This window comes from Chryseobacterium sp. Leaf394 (genome assembly GCF_001424105.1).
Lineage (GTDB): Bacteria > Bacteroidota > Bacteroidia > Flavobacteriales > Weeksellaceae > Chryseobacterium.
Genome location: NZ_LMQH01000011.1, coordinates 1,916,779 through 1,936,996 on the forward strand (window position 1 = coordinate 1,916,779; position 20,218 = coordinate 1,936,996).

General features: G+C 36.9%; 21 protein-coding genes. 5 read left to right on the plus strand and 16 right to left on the minus strand.

Annotation, left to right across the window (positions count from 1 at the left end; all coding sequences use genetic code 11):
* From ASG21_RS13430 to tpx, 12 genes are all read right to left on the minus strand, one after another.
* Positions 1–382, minus strand: a 382-nt coding sequence (locus tag ASG21_RS13430) for a VOC family protein (protein ID WP_056082408.1), incomplete at its 3' end; no start/stop codon positions are given.
* Positions 383–539: 157 nt separating this feature from the next.
* Positions 540–992: a DinB family protein gene (locus ASG21_RS13435; protein ID WP_241773493.1), complete on the minus strand. Its 453-nt coding sequence runs from the start codon at positions 990–992 to the stop codon at positions 540–542.
* 225 nt (positions 993–1,217) lie between these two features.
* The gene (locus ASG21_RS13440; RefSeq protein ID WP_056081027.1) at positions 1,218–1,625 is read right to left on the minus strand and encodes a VOC family protein; all 408 of its coding nucleotides are present in this window, start codon (positions 1,623–1,625) and stop codon (positions 1,218–1,220) included.
* 27 nt (positions 1,626–1,652) lie between these two features.
* A complete protein-coding gene (locus ASG21_RS13445; protein WP_056081030.1) occupies positions 1,653–2,063 on the minus strand; it encodes a VOC family protein in 411 nt (136 codons plus the stop codon).
* Positions 2,064–2,139: 76 nt separating this feature from the next.
* Positions 2,140–2,730, minus strand: coding sequence for a Crp/Fnr family transcriptional regulator (locus ASG21_RS13450; RefSeq protein ID WP_056081033.1), 591 nt, complete (start codon positions 2,728–2,730; stop codon positions 2,140–2,142).
* Positions 2,731–3,009: 279 nt separating this feature from the next.
* Positions 3,010–4,221 carry a DUF763 domain-containing protein gene (locus ASG21_RS13455; protein WP_056081035.1) on the minus strand — a complete coding sequence of 404 codons (1,212 nt, stop codon included), beginning with the start codon at positions 4,219–4,221 and terminating at the stop codon, positions 3,010–3,012.
* A gap of 145 nt (positions 4,222–4,366) precedes the next feature.
* Positions 4,367–4,585, minus strand: coding sequence for a hypothetical protein (locus ASG21_RS13460; protein ID WP_056081038.1), 219 nt, complete (start codon positions 4,583–4,585; stop codon positions 4,367–4,369).
* 79 nt (positions 4,586–4,664) lie between these two features.
* Entirely contained in the window at positions 4,665–5,543 is an 879-nt protein-coding gene (locus ASG21_RS13465; protein ID WP_056081041.1) for a YitT family protein, read from the minus strand.
* A gap of 7 nt (positions 5,544–5,550) precedes the next feature.
* A complete protein-coding gene (locus ASG21_RS13470; protein WP_056081046.1) occupies positions 5,551–6,135 on the minus strand; it encodes an HD domain-containing protein in 585 nt (194 codons plus the stop codon).
* A gap of 250 nt (positions 6,136–6,385) precedes the next feature.
* The gene (locus tag ASG21_RS13475; protein ID WP_128414298.1) at positions 6,386–8,389 is read right to left on the minus strand and encodes an adenylate/guanylate cyclase domain-containing protein; all 2,004 of its coding nucleotides are present in this window, start codon (positions 8,387–8,389) and stop codon (positions 6,386–6,388) included.
* Positions 8,390–8,401: 12 nt separating this feature from the next.
* The gene (locus ASG21_RS13480) at positions 8,402–10,402 is read right to left on the minus strand and encodes an adenylate/guanylate cyclase domain-containing protein (RefSeq protein WP_056081051.1); all 2,001 of its coding nucleotides are present in this window, start codon (positions 10,400–10,402) and stop codon (positions 8,402–8,404) included.
* 93 nt (positions 10,403–10,495) lie between these two features.
* A complete protein-coding gene (tpx, locus tag ASG21_RS13485; protein ID WP_056081055.1) occupies positions 10,496–10,993 on the minus strand; it encodes a thiol peroxidase in 498 nt (165 codons plus the stop codon).
* Between the two features lie 203 nt (positions 10,994–11,196).
* Here tpx and ASG21_RS13490 point away from each other — a divergent pair, with 203 nt between their 5' ends.
* Positions 11,197–12,825, plus strand: coding sequence for an NADP-dependent glyceraldehyde-3-phosphate dehydrogenase (locus ASG21_RS13490; protein WP_056081058.1), 1,629 nt, complete (start codon positions 11,197–11,199; stop codon positions 12,823–12,825).
* 218 nt (positions 12,826–13,043) lie between these two features.
* The gene (locus ASG21_RS13495) at positions 13,044–13,454 is read left to right on the plus strand and encodes a VOC family protein (RefSeq protein WP_056081061.1); all 411 of its coding nucleotides are present in this window, start codon (positions 13,044–13,046) and stop codon (positions 13,452–13,454) included.
* A gap of 62 nt (positions 13,455–13,516) precedes the next feature.
* Here ASG21_RS13495 and ASG21_RS13500 read toward each other — a convergent pair whose 3' ends face one another.
* Positions 13,517–14,347, minus strand: a complete 831-nt coding sequence (locus ASG21_RS13500; RefSeq protein WP_056081063.1) for an alpha/beta hydrolase — start codon at positions 14,345–14,347, stop codon at positions 13,517–13,519.
* Between the two features lie 142 nt (positions 14,348–14,489).
* Between ASG21_RS13500 and ASG21_RS13505 the strand changes: the two genes are divergently transcribed.
* Both ASG21_RS13505 and ASG21_RS13510 read left to right on the plus strand, forming a co-directional pair.
* Positions 14,490–14,978 carry an RNA polymerase sigma factor gene (locus tag ASG21_RS13505; RefSeq protein WP_056081066.1) on the plus strand — a complete coding sequence of 163 codons (489 nt, stop codon included), beginning with the start codon at positions 14,490–14,492 and terminating at the stop codon, positions 14,976–14,978.
* Positions 14,979–15,049: 71 nt separating this feature from the next.
* A complete protein-coding gene (locus ASG21_RS13510; RefSeq protein WP_056081069.1) occupies positions 15,050–15,640 on the plus strand; it encodes a hypothetical protein in 591 nt (196 codons plus the stop codon).
* A gap of 73 nt (positions 15,641–15,713) precedes the next feature.
* On the opposite strand, the gene ASG21_RS13515 is transcribed toward ASG21_RS13510, so the two are convergent.
* Positions 15,714–17,249: a S41 family peptidase gene (locus ASG21_RS13515; protein WP_056081072.1), complete on the minus strand. Its 1,536-nt coding sequence runs from the start codon at positions 17,247–17,249 to the stop codon at positions 15,714–15,716.
* 128 nt (positions 17,250–17,377) lie between these two features.
* On the opposite strand from ASG21_RS13515, the gene ASG21_RS13520 reads away from it, so the two are divergent.
* Entirely contained in the window at positions 17,378–18,469 is a 1,092-nt protein-coding gene (locus ASG21_RS13520) for an MBL fold metallo-hydrolase (protein ID WP_056081075.1), read from the plus strand.
* 1 nt (position 18,470) lies between these two features.
* Here the strand turns inward: ASG21_RS13520 and ASG21_RS13525 are convergent, their stop codons facing one another.
* A complete protein-coding gene (locus ASG21_RS13525) occupies positions 18,471–18,758 on the minus strand; it encodes a GNAT family N-acetyltransferase (protein ID WP_056081078.1) in 288 nt (95 codons plus the stop codon).
* Between the two features lie 113 nt (positions 18,759–18,871).
* On the minus strand, positions 18,872–20,164 hold the full coding sequence (locus tag ASG21_RS13530; RefSeq protein ID WP_056081080.1) for a hemolysin family protein: 1,293 nt from the start codon (positions 20,162–20,164) through the stop codon (positions 18,872–18,874).
* Positions 20,165–20,218: the final 54 nt, after the last annotated feature.

Sequence of the window (20,218 nt, forward strand, 5' to 3'; positions counted from 1 at the left end):
TATCCTGAAAGCTTCCGAAATAATCTCCCCAAAACTGATCTTCCAGAGGCATTTCGATATTTCCACCTTCAGAAAGTGCTTTAAAAATTCTGTCTGCATCTTCTCTGGAATCCGGGAAAATTGAAACGTAATTATTGTTCCCCACCGTTAAATTCTGTCCGAATGAAGGCACAATGTCTGATGCCATCAGCAGATCACCACCTACACGGAGTGCGATGTGCATCACTCTGTTTTTTTCTTCGTCTGACAGGTTCTCAGTTCCGGGAGCATTACCCATTTTGTGAACGCCGCCAACGAATTCGCCGCCGAAAACTGTTCTGTAAAAATTGAAGGCTTCTTCTGCTTTGCCGTCAAAATTGAGGTATGGATTTAATTTAGGCATAAGGTTTTGTATTTAAGGTTTAAGATTTAAAATTCAAGGTTTAAGGTTTAAGATTCAAGGTTCAAGGATTATTAACAGGTTTAAAATTTTCAGATTTGAAATTCGCTTCCCTAGGTTAGAAATCTCATAACACGAATCCCGAAACCCGAAACTCGAACTAGTATTTCATATTCTCGTCGAAGTCGTATTTCATTCCTTCATAGTTGAGGATTCTGCGCATCAAACCGATTTGTCCGGATAAATAATCCTCGCGGCCGATGCACATTCCTACGAAGTTGAGAACATTTTCAGGGAAGAAATCGATGTTCATTCCCATCGGAAAATCTTTCCCAAGTTCTTCGTCTGAGACTTCCAGTAATCTACTGTAAACCAAAGGTGAGATGTGGTGAAAACTGTCTTTTAACTGTTTTAAAGTCGGATATTTAAAGCTTTCATCCAGAGCTTTTCCTTCAGAGAAATATTCTTTGAATTCAAATTTTTCTTCCAGTCCGAGCACATTACCCATTGCATAACGCATGTCGAGAAAGTTTCCGACCATCCAGATGATGTGGTTGGTTCTGCCTTCGATTCTCTGCAAAGCATCTTCCTCAGAAATTCCGTCGAGAACCATCAGAAAATTTTGGCTGTGACCGCGGAATGCGGGGATGATGATGTCTAGTTTTTGTGATTTGGGGTGTCCATAAATTTATTTGAGATTTGAGGTTTGAGGTTTGAGATTTTGTTTCGCACAGATTTCACAGATTTGCGCGGATGATTGTGGGAATTAATTTGAGGTTTGAGATTTGAGATTTGAGGAGATTAGCTAAAAAGTCTGCTCAGTCTGCGAGAGCCAGATTTACTCAGTCGGCATTTGAGACATATCTGCAAAAGTGACATTCCAGCCGTGACCATTGATGTCCCAGAATGAGTTTTGATACATCCAGCCATAATCCTGTGGCTCTTCGTGCTGTGTTGCTCCGTTGGCAACTGCTGCATTGACAATCTGATCAACTTCCTCACGGGAATCCATGCCGAGTGCTACCAAAACCTGCGTGGTATCGACCTTGGGAACGGGTCTTTCGGAAAAAGTCATAAAATATTCTTCGGTGATAAACATCACGCAGATATTGTCGCCTAAAATAAAACATACCGCTTTTTCATCGGAAATATTTTCGTTAACCGGGAAGCCAAGATTCGTCCAGAACTCCTTTGTTTTCGGAATATCTTTTACCGGAAGGTTCACATAAATTTGATTGATTTTCATTTTATTGCAATATAGTTGGTTAAAATTCTATTCTGAAGGAATCTGAGAAACATCTCCATGCATTACTTCCCACTGATGACCGTCGGGATCTGCAAATGCCCACTGATACATCCAGCCGTGATCTCTGGGTTCGCTGTATTCTGAACCTCCGTTTTCGGTAGCTGTTTTTACCATTGCATCTACCTGATCACGACTGTTAACACCGATTGCCAAAAGAGTCTGTGTGGTTTGTCCGTCTGCAACCGGCCGGTCGGTGAACGTTTTGAAAAAATCTTCATGAAGAAACATAGTGTAGATGTGATTTTCTTTCATCACTACACAGATTGCTTTTTCGTCAGAAAACTGTTCATTGATAGAGAATCCTAATTCCGTCCAGAATTCTCTCGCTTTCTGAACATCTTTTACGGGAAGGTTGACATAAATATCCGTGATTTCCATTTTGTAATTTTTTGTGTTAAACTGTGAACCAAAATTACCAAGTCAATACGAAAATCAACTTGCCATAAGACAAGATTTAAATTTTTCTGGGATGTGAAACAATTTCTTTACGGATTCTGCTGAGTGAAGTGTCTGTAATACCCAGGTAGGAAGCGATTTGCTTTAGCGGAGCGAACTGTACCACCTGCGGTTTCTGTTCTAAAAGATTGAGATAGCGTTTTGTCGCCGAAAGCGTAAACATTTCCACAGAACGTTGCTTGTAGGCAAAAAGTTCCTGTGACATCCATGCTCTTCCCCACTCACTAAGGTTTTGAATTTTGTGATACAACTCCTGAAAGGTATCGAAATCTATTTTCAGCAACTCACAATCTGTGATGCAGACAATGTTTTCCTGGGTCGGAATTCTCTGAAAAAGTGAGGAGACCTCGATTACGATTTCATTTTCCACAAAAAAGTGCGTCGTTACGTCATTTCCGTTAAAATCTGTTACAAATGACCTCGCCAAACCTTTCTCTAAAATATAATATTCATTGGCTGTTTTGCCTTCTTCAAGGATTAAATCTCCCTTCTGAAAAACCACTTTTTCGTGAGCCTGAAAGATCTCTGTAAGTTCTTCTTCAAAAAAGAACGGAAAATCTGAATATACTTCAAAGGCTTTGCTGGTCATGAATTTCCTGTTTGTGTTAAAGTTTTAAAATTAAAATTTTTATTGGAATAATGGAGAGAAAATTTTTGGGCCTATAAAGATTCTTTCTAATCCCACAATTTTAACAAACTCGTTTCCTGAAGATGACTGTTGGAATACCAACGAAAAACCATAAGTCTTAAATAATCTTAGATTCTTATTAAGACATCTCTTTATCACTCCCGAGGAATTCATTTAAAAGTTTAAACCATTTAGATTCCCACGGAATGACAAACTACACGCTGATTGTAATGTCAGATTTTAAAACAAAGAAAGCTGAATCGGTTTTGGTTTTGGAGGTTTTTCAGCGTCGCCGAAGACTGTTTTGCCACCGAATCGCCATGAATTCTGACGTTCATCTTCAATTACATCATTGATATCGAAATCGGGAGTAAAATTTTTCTCAGCTTCGGAAATAATCGTGTGAAGCTTATTAATTGACTGCAATTTTTCTGAATTTCCTAATTTCGATTTTTCAATACCTTTCTGTAAAATATTGATTGTTTCATCATAAACATTAATCGGAACAGGGAACGGATGACCGTCTTTTCCTCCATTGGCAAAGGAAAACCTTGCAGGATCTCTGAATCTTGAAGGCGCACCATGAATGACCTCGCTTACCAAAGCCAGACTTTGTAAAGTTCGTGGACCGACACCTTTTAACAACAGCAATTCCTCAAAATTTTCAGGCTGATTTTCTCTGGTCATGTACAAAAGTGTTCCCAGCTTTTTCAGATCGACATCGGATGCGCGTACGTCGTGATGAGCAGGCAAAATTAAATTAGCAAAATCCTGCATAATCTTCTCTGAATTGGTGTGTGAAATTTCTAGAATTCCTTTCCGGCTGTCTTCAGCTTCGTGAGCAGTTAGGTTTAAAATATTTCCACGGTTGATTCCCTGAATACCTTTGTGCGGTTCGTCTACAAATGATTCCATGTTTTCGGAATGCCAGTGGTATCGACGTGCAGTTCCGTCTGCATCGTTCATTCCCTGTTGCACAACCGCCCAATTTCCTTCATCAGATAAAATAAAATTATGAAGGTAAAGCTGATAACCATCCTGAATAGCAGTGTTGTCCACTTTTGCTGAAAGTTTACTTGCACGGATCAAATCGTTTCCGTTTAGTCCGGTTTTATCAGCAATGACCAAAAGTTCGTTCGGAGTTTCTTTTGAAAACCTTCCCTTTCCGCCACAAATATAAATTCCTAGTTCTTTAGAATTGGGATTAATGCTGCGTTTCAAAGCACCCATCACCGAAGTGGTAATTCCTGACGAATGCCAATCCATTCCCATCACTGCACCAAAACTCTGGAACCAAAAAGGATCTGCCAATCTGCGGAGAACTTCATTTTTTCCGTAATCTGCCAACATCACTTCCACGATGGAAAGTCCGAGCACAGCCATTCTTTCGTAGAGCCAAGGCGGTACTTTTCCGTAGTGAAGGGGCAATGTTGCAGTTCCGGAGCGTTTCATTTTAAGGTTAAGGTTAAGGTTAAGGTTAAGGTTAAGGTTAAGGTTAAGGCAAAATTAAAGCCTTATGATTGAAATTCATAAGGCTCTGAACATAATTTTTATTTTAATGTAAATTTTTTCGAAATAGAATCTGATTTTAAGAATATTACTTTTTCTGCAAATTACCGATTTTTAAAAACATATTCAGAATACTCAAAATCAATCCTGTTCCGACTGCTATCACTAAAGATTTTAGCAGCAGATTTTTTAATGCTTTGGTATCTGAAAAGTCGATATCAAATAATCCGAAAACCAGAATTCCTGCAAAAAGTCCTGCAGAAATGGGTATAAATGTTATTTTAAAATAGGTAGATCTGTTTGTCATCTTTTTAGTTTTAATTATAATTTATATTAAATCTTAAGAAAATCAATACTCAAAAGTAACGTTCGCAAATAAAGAAATTTTAATGCTTAATAATCTCCTTTACAATTCCACCTTGAGGTTCTCTTACGGTTTGAGTGAAAATAAATGCTTTAGGATCGATAGCGCGAACGATATTCTGTAATTTTCTAACTTCCAGTCGGGTTACAATCGTAAAAATAATATCGGCATCGGCACTTTGCTCGAAAGATTCTTTCATAAAACCTCTTTCGCCCTTGTAAACGGTAATCCCTCTGTTCATGGTTAAAACCAAAGCTTTCTTAATTTCTTCACTGTTTCCGGAAACGATGGTTACGCCGGTGTAAGCTTCGATTCCTTCTATAACATATTTTGTAATCTGACTTGCGACCAAGTACGTCATAATCGCGTACAAAGCTGTTTCCACTTTTAAGAAAACGGCTGCGATAATGAAGATGATAACATTCATTCCCAAAATAATTTCGGTAATACTGAAGCTGCTTTTTTTGAAAGTTAATAACGCCAAAACTTCCATCCCGTCAAATGTTCCGCCTCCACGCATGGAAAGTCCGATGCCGATTCCCAGAAAGAAACCGCCGAACATGGCGACCAATAATTTATCGTGTGTCAGTTCGGGAAAAGGGACAAAGTACATTGTTAAAGCAATTAAAAGTATCGTTAAACTGCTTCGGATGGCAAAATGCTTCCCGATCTGAAAATAAGCGAGAATGATAAAAGGAATATTTAAAATAAATAAAGTCAGTCCTAAATTCAGATGATAAACTTCGTACAGTAAAAGTGAAATTCCGGTAACACCACCGTCTAAAAAGTGGTTGGGAACGAGGAAAGATTTTAAAGCAAAACTCGCAGAAATTACGCCTAAAAAAAGATAAATGATATCTGAAATGGTAAATAGCGGGCCATGTTTGGTTGCTGAGCTCATAAGATGATCAGTAGTTTTTTAGTTTTGTTTTGATGATGTTCAGGTTGTCCTGTTTTTTCTGATTTCGGCTGTTGATGGCTGTTTCAGTAAAATAATGATGACTCTCGAGGAATTTTTCCTGCAAAAGATTCCAGTCGCGCTCAGAGTTCACGATTCCAAACATGGATAATTCTTCGAATAATTTATCACCAATCACAAAGAAATCATCTCTGCCCAGGTAATCCAGGTCAGCGTCAGCTAAAATTTGCTCTAAATGATTATGCGGCGTCTGCGGAATTTTTGTCGCCATAATCATTCCTTTGATTTTTTCGGTCTGCGCTTCCGTATATCCGTAATCTGAAAGGTATTCTTCAGCAATTTCACATGATTTTGCTTCATGCTCTTTCGAACCATACAAAAATCCAGTGTCGTGAAATAGTGCTGCTGTTTTAAGCAAAACCAAATCTTCATCATTTACGTTTTCTGATTTGGCAATTTTTCCGACAGAATCGATCACGTCTTTCACGTGCATAACGCTGTGATAAGACAGATGCTCAGGGAGATTTTCCTTGAGACGTTTTAATATAATTGTATTTAATTTTTCGTATTTCATATTTAAAATAGAAAATGTGTTTATAATTTTTAACCACAAATCGGAGATTCGACAAAAGTCAAAAGTCACAAAAGCTTGTGGTTTAGTTTTAAAGCTCAAATTGTTACTTTGAAAAGTTCAAAAAAGGCAAAACTTAATCCTTTATTCATCTTCTCACAAAATAGAATAATTTTTCTAATAAACTTCTGTGCTTTGACTTCGTCGAATCTGCGATTTGTGGTTTTTAAATTTCTCTAATTTTTGATTGTGGTTAATCCTTTTTAGTTTCCAATGCAAAATACATATCCATATCGCCTTTTCCTTTGGTGTGAATTTTACCTCTGTACTCGCAGTGTACTTTATCTTTTACCAGCTGATACGTCGATTCGGAGATATTTATTTTTCCTTTTTCGCTGTTCTGTTCCATTCTCGCAGCCGTGTTCACAGTATCGCCCCAAATATCGTAAGCGAATTTCTTCACGCCGACAATTCCCGCAATCAAAGAACCTGAATTGATTCCTACTCTGATATCGAGAGCTTCCGGATGCGTTTTTTTTCTTTCTTCAATGAATTCAATGATATCCAAAGCTACCAAAACCGTTTGGTAAGCATGATTTTCGTTTTTAATGGGAAGTCCGCAAACCGCTAAATACGCATCACCTATGGTTTTAATTTTTTCCAGACCATGTTTTTCCATAATCATGTCGAAAGCTGTGAAACATTCGTTGAGTTCAACCAACATTTTTTCGGCGCCCATTCTCTCGGAACTTTGGGTAAAATTAACGAAATCGGTAAATAAAACCGTGACTTCGTCATAATATTTCGCCTCTGAACTTCCGTTTTCTTTTAATTCTTCAGCTACTTCATGAGGAAGAATATTGAGGAGTAAATTTTCTGTTTTCTGCTTTTCGTTCTGTAACTCAAATGTTCTTTCGTCCACCTGTTTTTCAAGCAAATCATTCTGATCCTGAAGAATCTGCTGTTTTTCCTGTTCCTGTTTTAGATTGATATCAGAAAGTCGGTTGACTTCATCAAGCTGTTTTACCAGACTTAAATTGGTGGAGGCGAACTGCCAACCTAAATAAGCCGAAATTGAAAGTGGAAAACTCGCAAAAATCAGCACAGCTACAATGATTCCGACCGTGTCTCCCAACATGATCTCAGGGATTGCAACATTTAAGGAATCTAAAATATTAAGGATGATGGCTAGAATAATGATACCAAAAAAAGTAAGAATTCCTCCGCCAACAATAAATGCGGATTTTTCTTTTCTTATCATTGCTCTGATAATCAAGTATAAAGATTCAAACCATACAAAACTGATATAAAAACTGACAAAACTTATAGCTGTTTTTGCACTGAAATAATAAACAGTCAGAATTATTGCAGCAATAATCAACAGAATTTTTAGCCGCAGTTTACTTCTTCCAAAAAGGGTGTTAATGAAGCCTGTAAGTGAAGCGCCGAAAGCTAAGATTGAAAGAAATGAAAGAAAGCCGCAGGTATCTACATCAGCAGGATCAGTCATTTGGTAGAACGAAAGAACCATGTAGCTCAGCAGGCCAATTGAAAAATTATATATTGAAAAATAAAGGTTATAAACAGCTTTTCTGTAAAACAAAAAAAGTAAAAGATGAATAAAGCCAAGCGCGGAAAAAACACCACAGATAAGCATTGTGATAAAATTAAAACCCTCCGTCATTTCCACCATATCAATCATAAACTCGTTGGCTGAATTTAAATTGATATTTAGTGTGGTTCTTCTGAAATTAATTGCCATTTTGTCGGCGTCGATATTGGGTAGGAACCGAATGGCCAATACGTTGACCTCTGTATTGTCCAAAGAAAAAAGTTCAGGTACTTCATTATTCATTTTAAAGCTCCTTGTTTTTTCATCTCCGATCTTTCCGATGCTTTCGATCTTTCTACCATTAAGATAAATTTCTGACGCTCCATTCTGACCAATATCAAAACATAAAGGTTTATTTAAAGTCGCTGAGTCGATTTTAAAATAATAGCGAATCCAGTAAACCTGATCCTTTTTGTATGATTTTTTAGAGCTGAAGTCCACATGAGTCCACGCCGAATCGTCGAAATCCGGAGCGGAGAATTTTGGATTATCACCCGCTAAAAACTTTGCTGCCTCGTCGATCGATACACCTTCTGTAATTTCTTTTACGTTGAAAATCTTTGGTTTCTCACGGGAATTCTGAGCAAAGCAGAACGTCTGCATACCCAGCAGAAAAAGGAATGTAAAGAATAGATGTTTTTTCAAAATTTTCACAGTTTAGTTTGACGAATTTACAAAATACATTTCCAATGCGCCCTTTCCTTTGGTTTCAATTTTTCCTCGGTATTCAAAGGTAAAATCATTTTTAATTAAATTATAAGTTGCTTCGGAAACATTTAATTTTCCCAAAGCACTATTCTGCTCCATTCTGGCAGCTGTATTGACGGTGTCTCCCCAAATATCGTATGCGAATTTTTTCACCCCAACAATTCCTGCAATCACAGGACCTGAGTGAATTCCTATTCTGATATCCAAAGCATTAGGGTTAATTTTTTTTCTTTCCCGTATATATGAAAGGATTTCAAGACCTGCATTTACAGCGTTGTTTGCATGTTGTTCGTTAGAAACCGGCAGGCCACTTACAGCAAGATAGGCATCGCCGATGGTTTTTATTTTTTCTAAACCATATTTCTCCATGATGCTGTCGAATTCTGTAAAACAAACATTCAGTTCATCCAAAACTTCCTGAACACCAATTTTCTCTGAATTCATTGTGAAGTTTACGAAATCTGTGAATAAAACAGAAACCAACTCATAATGCCGGGCATCTGTTTTCCCTTTCTGCTTGAGTTCTTCAGCAACTTCGTGAGGCAGAATATTAAGAAGAAGATCGTCAGATTTTTTCTTTTCTGCATTGATTTCTTTGGTGCGTTCGTACACCTGCGTTTCTAATATTTCATTCTGTGTTTCAAGAATCTGTTGTTTTTCCGACGATAATGTTTCAACCTGCTCCATTTTCAACTGAAGATTTTTTTTGTCATTCGAACTACGCCACGCCAAAAATGCAGAAAATGTGAATGGAAGACTGAAAATAAACATGATGAATAGTATAAAACCCAACATTTCACCAAAACTGTTGCCTGCATTTACAGATAAAACTCCATCTGAAAGAATCAGGTAGATTACCGAACCGAAAAGAACAGTGAAGAAAAACAGCAGTCCAAATCCTAAAATTCCGGATCCGGGAATTTTTTTAATGATTGCCCGGGCAATAAGAAACAGAGCTTCAAGACATACCAAAAGAATAACAATAATAAATATTTGCTGATCTACATTTTTACCAATTTTGGAGAAGGTCATCAGGAATAGCGTAATGACAGATAACGCAGCCAAAATTTTAAATCTCATTCCTATTTTTCCGAAGAGATTATTGAGCATGACACTTAAAAAAACGGCAGCAAACAAACCCGATACAGAGCTTATCAGACCAAGTCTCACACCGGTTTCTACATTCTCTGCTTCATACGATAAAAACCATGCAAAGAGAAACATCGACATCCCGAAATTGAACATTGAAAAATACAGATTCGAACGTTCTTTTCTATAAAATAAAAATGTGAGCAGATGAATTAAAAACAAAGTGAAAAATATAAAAGCAAGACCCTCAAGAAAAAAACTTCTTGTAACACTATCGTCCAACATTTCTTTAACCGTATGATTGGGATTTGACAGCGTAATTTCAAAACCAAAAATTTCCTGCTCATCTAAAGGTCTGCTGTTTTCGTACCTGATTGCAATGGAATGAATTCCGGCATTTCCACTGCTGATCATCAGAGGCTTTGTAGGATTTACATATTCCGGTTCTCCTTCTTTGGCAAACGTGCCGTACCGTTTAACCAGTTTTCCGTCCCAATAAACATCCATCGCTGCTTCACTTCGGAACTCCAGAGACAAAGGTTGATTTTCAGCGCTTGAATCTATGCAGATTGCAGTTCTGAACCAAATAATATCTTTCGGATTTTTCTTCTGAATTTTTGAATGTTCAAATTTTTCGGTAGAAGTACTTTCCCATTTAGAGTCGTCAAACCCTGATTTTGCCCAGTTTTTATCGTCTCCGATAATGAATTTCCATGGTTTTTCAAGATTAATATTATGATTTTCTGTAAAGAAATTTTCTTTTATAACAACATTACATGAACTGTTGCCTGTTTTTTGCGCATCGAAAAACGCCGAAATCAGAATGAGAACGAATAAACAAATGTTTTTTGTGTGTTTCATGGAAATAATATCGTCAGTGAGAATATTGACTGCAAGATATTAAAAAAAGCACATCAAATTGATGTGCTTCCCTGTATTTTGATATAATTTATCTTATTTTAAAGACGCAATAGCTGCCTCATAATTAGGCTCCTGTCCTATTTCCGGAACCTGCTCTGTGTAAATTACGTTTGTTTTTTCATCCAAAACTACAACTGCTCTGCTCAAAAGTCCTTTCATAGGAGAATCTGTAAGCGTAACTCCATAATCTTCGCCGAAATTTCCTCTGAAATCTGATAACGTTTCAACATTGTTCAATCCTTCAGCAGCACAGAATCTTGATAAAGCGAATGGCAAATCTCTGGAAACATTGATAACAACTGTATTTTCAAGATCGGAAGCTTCTTCGTTGAATTTTCTTGCTGAAGCTGCACAGATTCCTGTATCGATGCTTGGGAAGATATTCAGGACAACTCTTTTACCAGTATAATCTGCAAGATGTTTTTCAGACAGATCTCCTGAAACCATGGTGAATTCCTGAGCTGTATTTCCTACTTCAGGAAGTGTTCCGATTGTATTGATCGGGTTTCCTTTAAATGTAATTGTAGACATAAATTTTATTTTTTTAATGTTCCTTCAAATTTAGTCAAATCATCAAATATTTTCTCCTGATTAAAGGTTAAAAAATTCTTAAAGTACAAGATATTGAGCCCCCTTTAAATATAAACCAAATCAGTTAAAGATGACCTTTTAAAATCAAAAAATTCCCACTAACTTTATTCTTTCAAATCTAAAACTATCAAAATCAAAAATTTATGAATTCAGAAAACGCATCATCATTCGGACAGATTTTTAAAAGTGAAAACGAAATTCCGGAAGAATTTAAAATTGAAGAAATCCATCAGAGAGAATATCTCCTCAATGGTGAACTTGTACCCTGGAATGGTGAAACTACTGAGATTTATTCGCCGGTCTGCATCCGCACAGAAAACGGTTTGCAGAGAAAACTTTTGGGAAGCATTCCAAATATCGGTGTAAAAGAAGCGATGGAAGTTCTTGATGCTTCTGTAAAAGCCTATGATCACGGCTTTGGTGAATGGCCAACAATGACTGTGGAAGGACGAATAAAATGTATGCAGAAATTTGTTTATCTGATGATTAAACAACGCGATCTCATCATAAAATTACTGATGTGGGAAATCGGAAAAACGCTGGCTGACTCTACAAAGGAATTCGACAGAACGGTAGATTACATCAATCAAACCATCGATGCCCTCAAGGATCTCGACCGTGAATCTTCCCGTTTCCAACAGGCGGAAGGTACGATTGCCCAGATCAGAAGAGCTCCGTTGGGCGTGGTTTTGAGCATGGGACCCTTTAACTATCCTTTAAACGAAATTTTCACCACGCTGATCCCTGCTTTAATTATGGGAAATACCATTTTGTTTAAACTTCCCAAGCATGGTGTCCTGGCGCATTACCCTCTGTTGAGTGCTTTTAAAGAGGCATTCCCGAAAGGAACTGTCAATACTCTGTACGGAAAAGGTTCAGAAATTATCACTCCGATTATGGAAAGCGGTAAAGTAAATGTTCTTGCATTTATCGGTTCCAGTAAAGTGGCTAACGGACTGAAAAAACTGCATCCGAAAGTCAACAGATTGCGTGCGATTTTAAGTTTGGATGCAAAAAATGCAGCGATTGTTACCAAAAATGCTGACATCGATGTCGCTGTAACTGAATGTCTTTTGGGATCATTATCTTTTAACGGACAGAGATGTACGGCTTTAAAATTAATTTTTGTCCAGAAAGAAATTGCTGAAGAATTTACTCAAAAACTGAGCAAGGCGGTGAGTGAAATGAAACCCGGTTTACCGTGGGAAAAAGATGTAAAAATCACTCCGCTTCCGGAAATCAACAAACCTTCATATCTGAGAGAATGCATTGATGATGCTGAGGCAAAAGGCGCAAAAGTTTTGAATGAAAATGGTGGTTTTACCGATGAATCATTCGTTTTTCCGGCAGTTGTTTATCCTGTAAATTCGGAGATGAAACTCTATCATGAAGAACAGTTCGGACCGGTAATTCCTGTGGTACCATTTGAAAATATTGATGAACCGGTGGAATATCAGGTCAACGCATCTCACGGAATGCAGGTGAGTATTTTCAGTGAAGATCCTCTGGAAGTTTCAAAACTGATTGATTCTTTTGTAAATCTTGTAAGCCGTGTCAACATCAACTGTCAGGCTCAGCGTGGTCCGGATGTTTTCCCTTTCACGGGTAGAAAAGACAGTGCGGAGGGAACGCTTTCTGTTTTTGATGCTTTGCGTTCTTTTTCAATCCGCTCACTGGTGGCTGCAAAAGCTACAGATTCCAACAAAAATCTTCTGAATACGATTGTGAGAGATCATGATTCTAATTTTCTGAGTACAGATTATCTGTTTTAAAATTTCAGATTATAACTGAACACAGAGTCCACAGAGATTTTTTTAAAATTTGGAATTGTTTCACAGAGGCGTTTCACTGAAATAAGCCAATAGTTTTTAAAAAGTTACGGTAACTTTTATAAGTTTTAGCGACTTTGTCAAGCTAAAACAGGATGAATATTTAAAAAATCAGTGAGCTTTGTGTTCATAATTCCAACAAAATAAAACTTCAAAATATTATGAAATTTAAACAGATCTGGGCCAATTTCGCCGTAGAAAATATTGAAAGAACAGAAAAATTTTACCGTCATTTAGGATTGGAAAGTAACGGTTCGCCATCAGAATCAGGACCTGAAATGACAAGTTTCAAGTTTGGAGAATCTGATTTTGTGATCCATTTTTTCAAAAAAGACCAGCTTGAATTTGCAATGAACGGAAAAGTAGCTGATTCTGAAAATGGTAATGAAATAATCTTCTCTATTTCAGCTGAGAGTGAAGATGAAGTTAATCTGTGGGCGGAAAAAGTAATTGAAGCAGGAGGAAAAATTCACAAAGAGGCAAAAAGACAGGTAGATGGATATTATTACTGCGTTTTTGCTGATCCTGACGGGCATAAATTTAATGTGCTCCTTGTAGAAAAAGGAATGTAAAATCTTTACAAAATAATTCGGGCGACCAAAAATAGCCGCCCGAATCGCTGATATATAAATGTCTAATTTGAAGTTAAAAATCTTCTGAGAATTTCATTTAATTTGTCTGCATGAGTAACATTCAGACCGTGCGGTGCACCTTCAATTACAATAAACTCGCTGTTGGCAATTCCTGTAGCAGCCTGTCTTGCGGAAGTTTCAATCGGTACAATCTGATCATCATCACCATGAACAATCAATGTTTTTTTATCAACGTTTGCCAGTTCTGAACGGAAATCTGTGTCTGCCCAGGCTTCCGCTGTTTTTATGGTTGCCAGTGGCGATGCCTGCGAAGAAGTCTGCCAATCGTAATTCAACTGTGCCTGACTGACTGTTTGAGATAACAATCCATAATTGTAAAAATTCTTGTGGAATGTTTCTAAGAACGTTACTCTTTCTTTTTTCAGACTTTCTAAAATTCCATTTAAATCATCAACAGGAACACCGTCTGGATTATCATTTTTCTGTTTCACCAAAGGAATAATCGATGCAATCAAAGCCACTTTGTCAATGTTTTCTGAACCGAAATTGGTGAAATATCTCACCACTTCGCCTCCACCCATGGAGAAGCCCATTAAAATAACATTTTTCAGTTCCAGTTGAGTGATCAACTCGTTCAAATCTGCAGTTAGTGCGTTGTAATCGTATAAATCTCCTGTAGGCAAAGATTTCCCGAAACCTCTTCTGTCGTAAGTTATCACTCTGTAACCCAAATCGGTAAGTGTGGGAATCTGAAGTTCCCAGCTTTTTCCGCTCAACGGCCACCCGTGAATCAGTACAATCGGTTGTCCGGAACCGAAATCTTCGTAATACAGGTTAAAATCTTTGTCATTTTCTTTTGTGATGTAAGGCATAATTTGAATATTTTAAATTTGATGTTAATTTTCACAAAACAAATACCAAGCCATCTAAAAATAATATGGTACTAAAAAAACTGATGTTTCACTGTAACATTTTATTTTAATACGTACTAACTTATCAGAGTTAACAGCAACCATGAGCTTCGAAAAAGAATTTTTAGAACGTATCGAAAAACATAAAGGAATCATCTTCAAGATTTCGAAAATGTACATGGACGATTCTGAAGACCGCGCCGATCTTTTTCAGGAAATTATATTTCAAGTGTGGAAGGCTTATCCTAAGTTCCGTGGTGAGTCTGAATTTTCAACATGGCTTTACAGAATAGCCTTGAACACGGCAATTGTGTTTTTAAAATCAGAAAAGAAAAGAAGTTTTATTGGAAATGAGGATTTTTCAAATTATAAAATTATTCAGGACGAATACGACCTTGAAAATGAAGAAAAACTCAGCAAAATGTACAAAGCAATCAGTCAGCTGAATGCTATCGACAAAGCTTTTATTTTTTATTATCTCGAAGATTTTTCCGGAAAGCAGATTGCCGACCAGATGGGAATTTCAGAAGGAAATGTAAGGGTAAAAATGAACAGAGCGAAGAATAAATTAAAAGAAATTTTATCCAATTAGTTTCGGGATGCGGGATGCGGGTTACGCAAAGAATCTCAAAAATCGAAACTTTTAACAAATAAATAAATATTATGAATATTGACGATCTAAAAGATACATGGAACAGAGAAAATCTCGAAGCCACACCCGAAATAAGCACCGAGCAGAGAAAATCGATGAATCTTCCTTTGGAAAAGATGCGTAAAAATATGCGTGGAGAATTCTGGTCTACCGTTGGAATTTTCGTTTTTGCTTTTGCTTTGATGGCGGTGAGTCCGGCTCCTTTTAAATTTAATTTTTACGTCAATTTGCTGCTTGTATCAATGCTTTTTGTAACCGTTTTTTATTTCAGCAAGTTTTTTAAACTGTATAAGGAAATGGGAAATCCCGCACTCAACACTTACGACGGACTGAAGGATCTTCTGCATCAGCTTGAGCTTAACAAACAGTATTATATGTCATTTTACGTCGCATTTGCACCGTTCATAGTCTGTGAAATGATTATTGTTTTAGAGTTCATTCCTAGACCGGTTCCACTGAGCAACATTCAGATTGCTTTTATATCAATTGGAACTTTGGCAGCAGGAATTTTCGCTCTGTTTTATCTTGGAAAATGGTGGTTTCAAAGATTTTACGGCAAAAATATCGACATCATAAAAAATTTGGTGAATGACTTAAAATAAATAAAATAAAATCGGCAACCCTCATGGATCGCCGATTTTTTATTTCAAGCTCGCCAAAGCATTAACCTCAATCTCAAATGCCTGCTTTCTCTTTCTCAATCTCAGCTTTCACCCATTCCAGCTGTGGATCTTCTTTATTCAAGGTACTTTCAAAAGAATTTAAAATTTCAACGTTTGGAGTAACGCCTTTTTTCGTATTTGTGAAATCAATATTGGGCTGTATAAAAAGTACACCGATCGGAAGCTGAAGTTTGGAATTGGGTAAACTTTGGTAAGAATAGAATCCCGCAACCGTTCCATCGTTTGCACCGCCTGTTTCTTCGCCCACCAAAATCGCGCGCTTGTCATTTTTAAGTTTAGAAGTGATTATTGATGATGCTGAAAAACTTCCGCCATTAATCAAAACATATACTTTCCCTTGAAAAGCAGTTTCTTTAGGCTTTGTTTCCTTGCTGTGTTTCATGCTGTAGTATGCTTTTCCGTCCTTGCCTTTTTTTCCTACGAAAAGCTGTCTGGTAAAAATAAACGGTGCCATAATCCCTTTAACAAGATAACCGATTGGACTGGTTTTTCTGAAATAATTGGTCTTCAGCGGACTGTATTTTGAAGTCATTTCAGGTTTATTGACAAGTGTGAAATGCTCTTTAGCCAAATAGGAATACAGATTATTGATTTCTGAAAGTGAACCGCCGTAGTTTTCACGAACATCAATCACCAGATGCGTTGCTTTTTTATCTTTGATTTTCTGAAAAGTTTCCTTGTAAAACCGCTCTGAATATGATTTGGAAAAACTCTTCACTTTAATGTAAGCAATCGTGCTGTCCTGATCTAGATATTTAAAACTTCTGTTGTAGGAATCTGTTGCCGCAACATAATCATTGGTGCGTTTTTCTGTATTTCCTTTTTTCTGAGCCTTGTCTTTCTCTTTGTCGGCTTCAGATTTAGATTCTCTGGTAAGATTTACGGTTTTGATGACATCCTCATATTTCGTTTCGATTTTTACACTGTCTAAAAAACCTTTTTCAGCAGAATAATAATTAAAAAAACTGTCTTTCAGATAGTAAGGATAGAACGTTGAATTATATCCGTCACTCGTCATCAGTTTTCTGTATTTCTTCATATATTTTTCAACAGGAACATCATTAATAGCAAGAATTTCCGTCCCCGGAAGAATATTTTCAATGGAATCCTTATTGGTTAAAACATAGAGTTTTTGATTTTCGACGTAATAATCAAGTCTGCCAAACAATCCTTTTTTATTTTTCATCGTCCGGATTTCCTTGCCGGAATATCTTTTACCCGGAATTCTCACTGCCAGATGCCCTTCTCTGATATCTGCCACAACAGGCTGAATTTTAAAATAAAAATCTACCGGAGAAAGTGAATCTGTAATACTTAGTTTCAGGCTGTCGAATTTTTTGTTTAAATCTTTTTCAGAGACGTACCAAAACAGGTTCGGATGAAGTTCTTTCAGCTTTTTATAAGCGTAATCTACATCTTGCTTAAGTTTCTCAGGAGGAAGTTTGGTTTCCCGCTGACGGTTGTATTTCTGAACCGAATTGCAGGAAAATATGATGGTAAGAAGAGCCAGTAAAGAGAGTTTTTTCAATTGTAAAAGTTTTTAGGATCTAAAAATAAAAAAGTTTTCACAAAAAATTATGGCAAATAAAAAGTAATTTGATTTTTAAACCGTTATTAAAGGTAGATTTGATTTTTTTAACCGTTTAATTTTAAATTATGCTCTATTTATTGATTCTGATTTTAGCAATTGCCGGATTTGCCTATTACGTTTTATCGCAGGAAGTTTTCGGTGCAAAGCCTGAAGGAAAGCGTCTGGAGAAAATGCTGTTGTCAAAAAATTACAAAAACGGACAGTTTCAAAATTTGAGCATAACACCCCAACTTGCAGATGGCCAAAGTATGCCGAAAGTGATGTTTAATTTTATTTTCGGTACAAAAAATCCGGATCTGAAACCCAAAATCAATATTCCGTTTGTAGAAACTGATCTGAAAAATTTGAGTAAAGATGAAAATGTTTTTATCTGGTTTGGGCACTCATCCTACTTTATACAGTTGAATGGTGTAAAGTTTCTTGTGGATCCTGTGTTCAGTAAATTCGGTTCACCCTTTAAATTTTTCAATAAAGTATTTAATGGTTCAGATTTTTATACTTCTGATCTGATGCCGGAAATTGATTATCTTATTATCACACATGATCACTACGATCATCTGGATTATCCGACCGTAAAAAGTTTAAAAAACAAAGTAAAACAGGTTATTCTTCCGCTGGGCGTAGGTTCGCATCTTGAAAAATGGGGTTACAGTGAAGAACAGCTTTTGGAGGAAGACTGGGGCGGCAGTTTTGTTCTGAAAAACAATTTACAGATCACATTTACACCTGCACGACATTTTTCAGGACGAAAATTCAGCAGAAACAATACCCTGTGGTCATCGTTTGTCCTTCAAAGTTCAGATAAGAAACTATTTTTAGGCGGAGACAGCGGCTACGACAGCCATTTTAAAATGATTGGTGAAAAATACGGACCTTTTGATTTTGCCATCCTTGAAAACGGGCAGTATAACGAAGCCTGGAAGTATATTCATGCTTTGCCGGAAGATGTTATTCAGGCTTCGGAAGATTTGAAGGCGCAGAAAATAATTCCTGTACACTCAGCAAAATTTGCTTTGGCGTTACATGCCTGGAATGAGCCTTTAAAGAAAGTTTCAGCATTTGCACAGGAAAAAAATCTGTCGGTTCTCACACCGAAAATCGGACAGATTTTAAATTTAGATAAAGAAAACAACCCTTTTGATAAATGGTGGGAATAGGCTAATCATGCCAAATCCCCTTGTATCTTTTCGGATGGTTTTCGAGTTGCTGTCGCACGAAATCACACTCAGGATCAATCATATAATCTTTTTCTTCGGCAAAGCGTACAAGCTCGTCAAGCAGTAATTTGGCATAACCCTGACCTTCAAGCTCGGGGTTTATTTTTGTGTAATAAACATTGATGAGCCTTCCGTCTACGGCAATTGACATGTAACCAACCTTTTCGCCGTCTTTAAACATTTGAAGTTCATCCTGATATTCTGATATTTTGAACTGTACATTATCCATAATTTCTGATATTTTTAATTAGACTTCATTTATTTTCTCAAAATTATTTCAACTTTGATTTCCTTAAAATTACAAAATTTAAATTAAAACTAAACTTTTTAAAATCAAAAAAACTAAATATCCTCCGGTGTTTCCTCAATTTTTGTTGCCAGAATCTTATCTACGCGGTTGCCGTCTTTGTCGACAATTTCAAGGCTGAGATTACCTACTTTTATCACATCACCCGTCTTTGGAATACCTTCAGATTCATTGAAGAACAGACCTGAAACACTGATAAACTGAGTTTCAATTTCTTCATCCACTTCGGTTTCAAAATATTTTTTAAAATCATAAATGGTGCATTTGCCGTCTATCAGCCACGAATTTTCACTGCGCTGAATAATTTCTGGTTCGGTGTCTATTTCATGTGTGACGGTTCCTACCAAATCGTCCAGAATATCATTCAAAGTTACAATTCCTTTGGTGTTTCCGAATTCATCAATCACGACTGCAATATGAGATTTTGAGTCCTGAAAACTCTGCAAGAGAGGATAAATGAAAGAATTTTCACTTACGAAAATAGTTTTGTTGACATGATCTGCAAGCGCAAATCCGTCATCACAGAAATCAAAAAGATCTTTCATCTTCACAATTCCTACAATCTGATCGATATTGCCATTTTCTGTAACCGGATAGGTGGAAAAAGACGCATTTTTAATTTTCTGTTTTACGCTCTCGCAGTCATCCTGCAAATCCAGAGCAATAATTTTCGTCCGGTGCGTCACGATTGAATTTACCTTTCTGTTACCCAGATCAAAGGCATTTCTGAGGATGTCGTGTTCTTTATCTTCAATCACTCCGCCTTCACTCCCTTCTTTTATTAACGATTTAATTTCCTCTTCGGTAATGGTCTCCTTCTGATCATTATAAATACCAAAAATTTTCAAGAAGAAATTGTTGGTGACCGTCAGAAGCCAGACAAACGGAGAAGCGACGGCAGAAAGCCAGTACATCGGTTTCGCAATGAACATTGAAATTTTTTCAGGAAATTTAAGTCCGAGACGTTTTGGAATCAGCTCGCCAAAAACGATGGAAATAAAAGTGATGATGAAAACAACCAGAAAAGAGGCGATACCATGCACGTAATCTGCACTGATTCTGAAATGTAAAAGCTGTTTTTCAAGATCAGCAATCAGTTTATCTCCGGAAAAGATACCGATGAGAATTCCGGTTAATGTGATTCCGATCTGAACGGTTGAAAGAAATTTATTTGGATTTCCGGCAAGCCTTAATGCAGTTTTAGCGTTTGAAAAACCTCTTTTGGAAGCCGTTTCAAGTTTATATTTTTTGGAAGAGACCAATGCCATTTCCGACATTGAAAAAATTCCGTTGACAATAATCAACGCAATGATGATGAAAATTTCCATATTCTAAAGTGAGGTGTTTATAAAAGTACAAAAACTAAAGAAAAAAGAATGCCC

What these genes read in the sequence shown, in the direction of transcription:
- ASG21_RS13435 (WP_241773493.1), bottom strand. Translation starts at nt 992, where the DNA reads ATGGTTCTCGACGGAATTTCTGAGGAAGATGCTTTGCAGAGAATCGAA.
- ASG21_RS13440 (WP_056081027.1), bottom strand. Translation starts at nt 1,625, where the DNA reads ATGAAAATCAATCAAATTTATGTGAACCTTCCGGTAAAAGATATTCCG.
- ASG21_RS13445 (WP_056081030.1), bottom strand. Translation starts at nt 2,063, where the DNA reads ATGGAAATCACGGATATTTATGTCAACCTTCCCGTAAAAGATGTTCAG.
- ASG21_RS13450 (WP_056081033.1), bottom strand. Translation starts at nt 2,730, where the DNA reads ATGACCAGCAAAGCCTTTGAAGTATATTCAGATTTTCCGTTCTTTTTT.
- ASG21_RS13455 (WP_056081035.1), bottom strand. Translation starts at nt 4,221, where the DNA reads ATGAAACGCTCCGGAACTGCAACATTGCCCCTTCACTACGGAAAAGTA.
- ASG21_RS13460 (WP_056081038.1), bottom strand. Translation starts at nt 4,585, where the DNA reads ATGACAAACAGATCTACCTATTTTAAAATAACATTTATACCCATTTCT.
- ASG21_RS13465 (WP_056081041.1), bottom strand. Translation starts at nt 5,543, where the DNA reads ATGAGCTCAGCAACCAAACATGGCCCGCTATTTACCATTTCAGATATC.
- ASG21_RS13470 (WP_056081046.1), bottom strand. Translation starts at nt 6,135, where the DNA reads ATGAAATACGAAAAATTAAATACAATTATATTAAAACGTCTCAAGGAA.
- ASG21_RS13480 (WP_056081051.1), bottom strand. Translation starts at nt 10,402, where the DNA reads ATGAAACACACAAAAAACATTTGTTTATTCGTTCTCATTCTGATTTCG.
- tpx (WP_056081055.1), bottom strand. Translation starts at nt 10,993, where the DNA reads ATGTCTACAATTACATTTAAAGGAAACCCGATCAATACAATCGGAACA.
- ASG21_RS13490 (WP_056081058.1), top strand. Translation starts at nt 11,197, where the DNA reads ATGAATTCAGAAAACGCATCATCATTCGGACAGATTTTTAAAAGTGAA.
- ASG21_RS13495 (WP_056081061.1), top strand. Translation starts at nt 13,044, where the DNA reads ATGAAATTTAAACAGATCTGGGCCAATTTCGCCGTAGAAAATATTGAA.
- ASG21_RS13500 (WP_056081063.1), bottom strand. Translation starts at nt 14,347, where the DNA reads ATGCCTTACATCACAAAAGAAAATGACAAAGATTTTAACCTGTATTAC.
- ASG21_RS13505 (WP_056081066.1), top strand. Translation starts at nt 14,490, where the DNA reads ATGAGCTTCGAAAAAGAATTTTTAGAACGTATCGAAAAACATAAAGGA.
- ASG21_RS13510 (WP_056081069.1), top strand. Translation starts at nt 15,050, where the DNA reads ATGAATATTGACGATCTAAAAGATACATGGAACAGAGAAAATCTCGAA.
- ASG21_RS13520 (WP_056081075.1), top strand. Translation starts at nt 17,378, where the DNA reads ATGCTCTATTTATTGATTCTGATTTTAGCAATTGCCGGATTTGCCTAT.
- ASG21_RS13525 (WP_056081078.1), bottom strand. Translation starts at nt 18,758, where the DNA reads ATGGATAATGTACAGTTCAAAATATCAGAATATCAGGATGAACTTCAA.
- ASG21_RS13530 (WP_056081080.1), bottom strand. Translation starts at nt 20,164, where the DNA reads ATGGAAATTTTCATCATCATTGCGTTGATTATTGTCAACGGAATTTTT.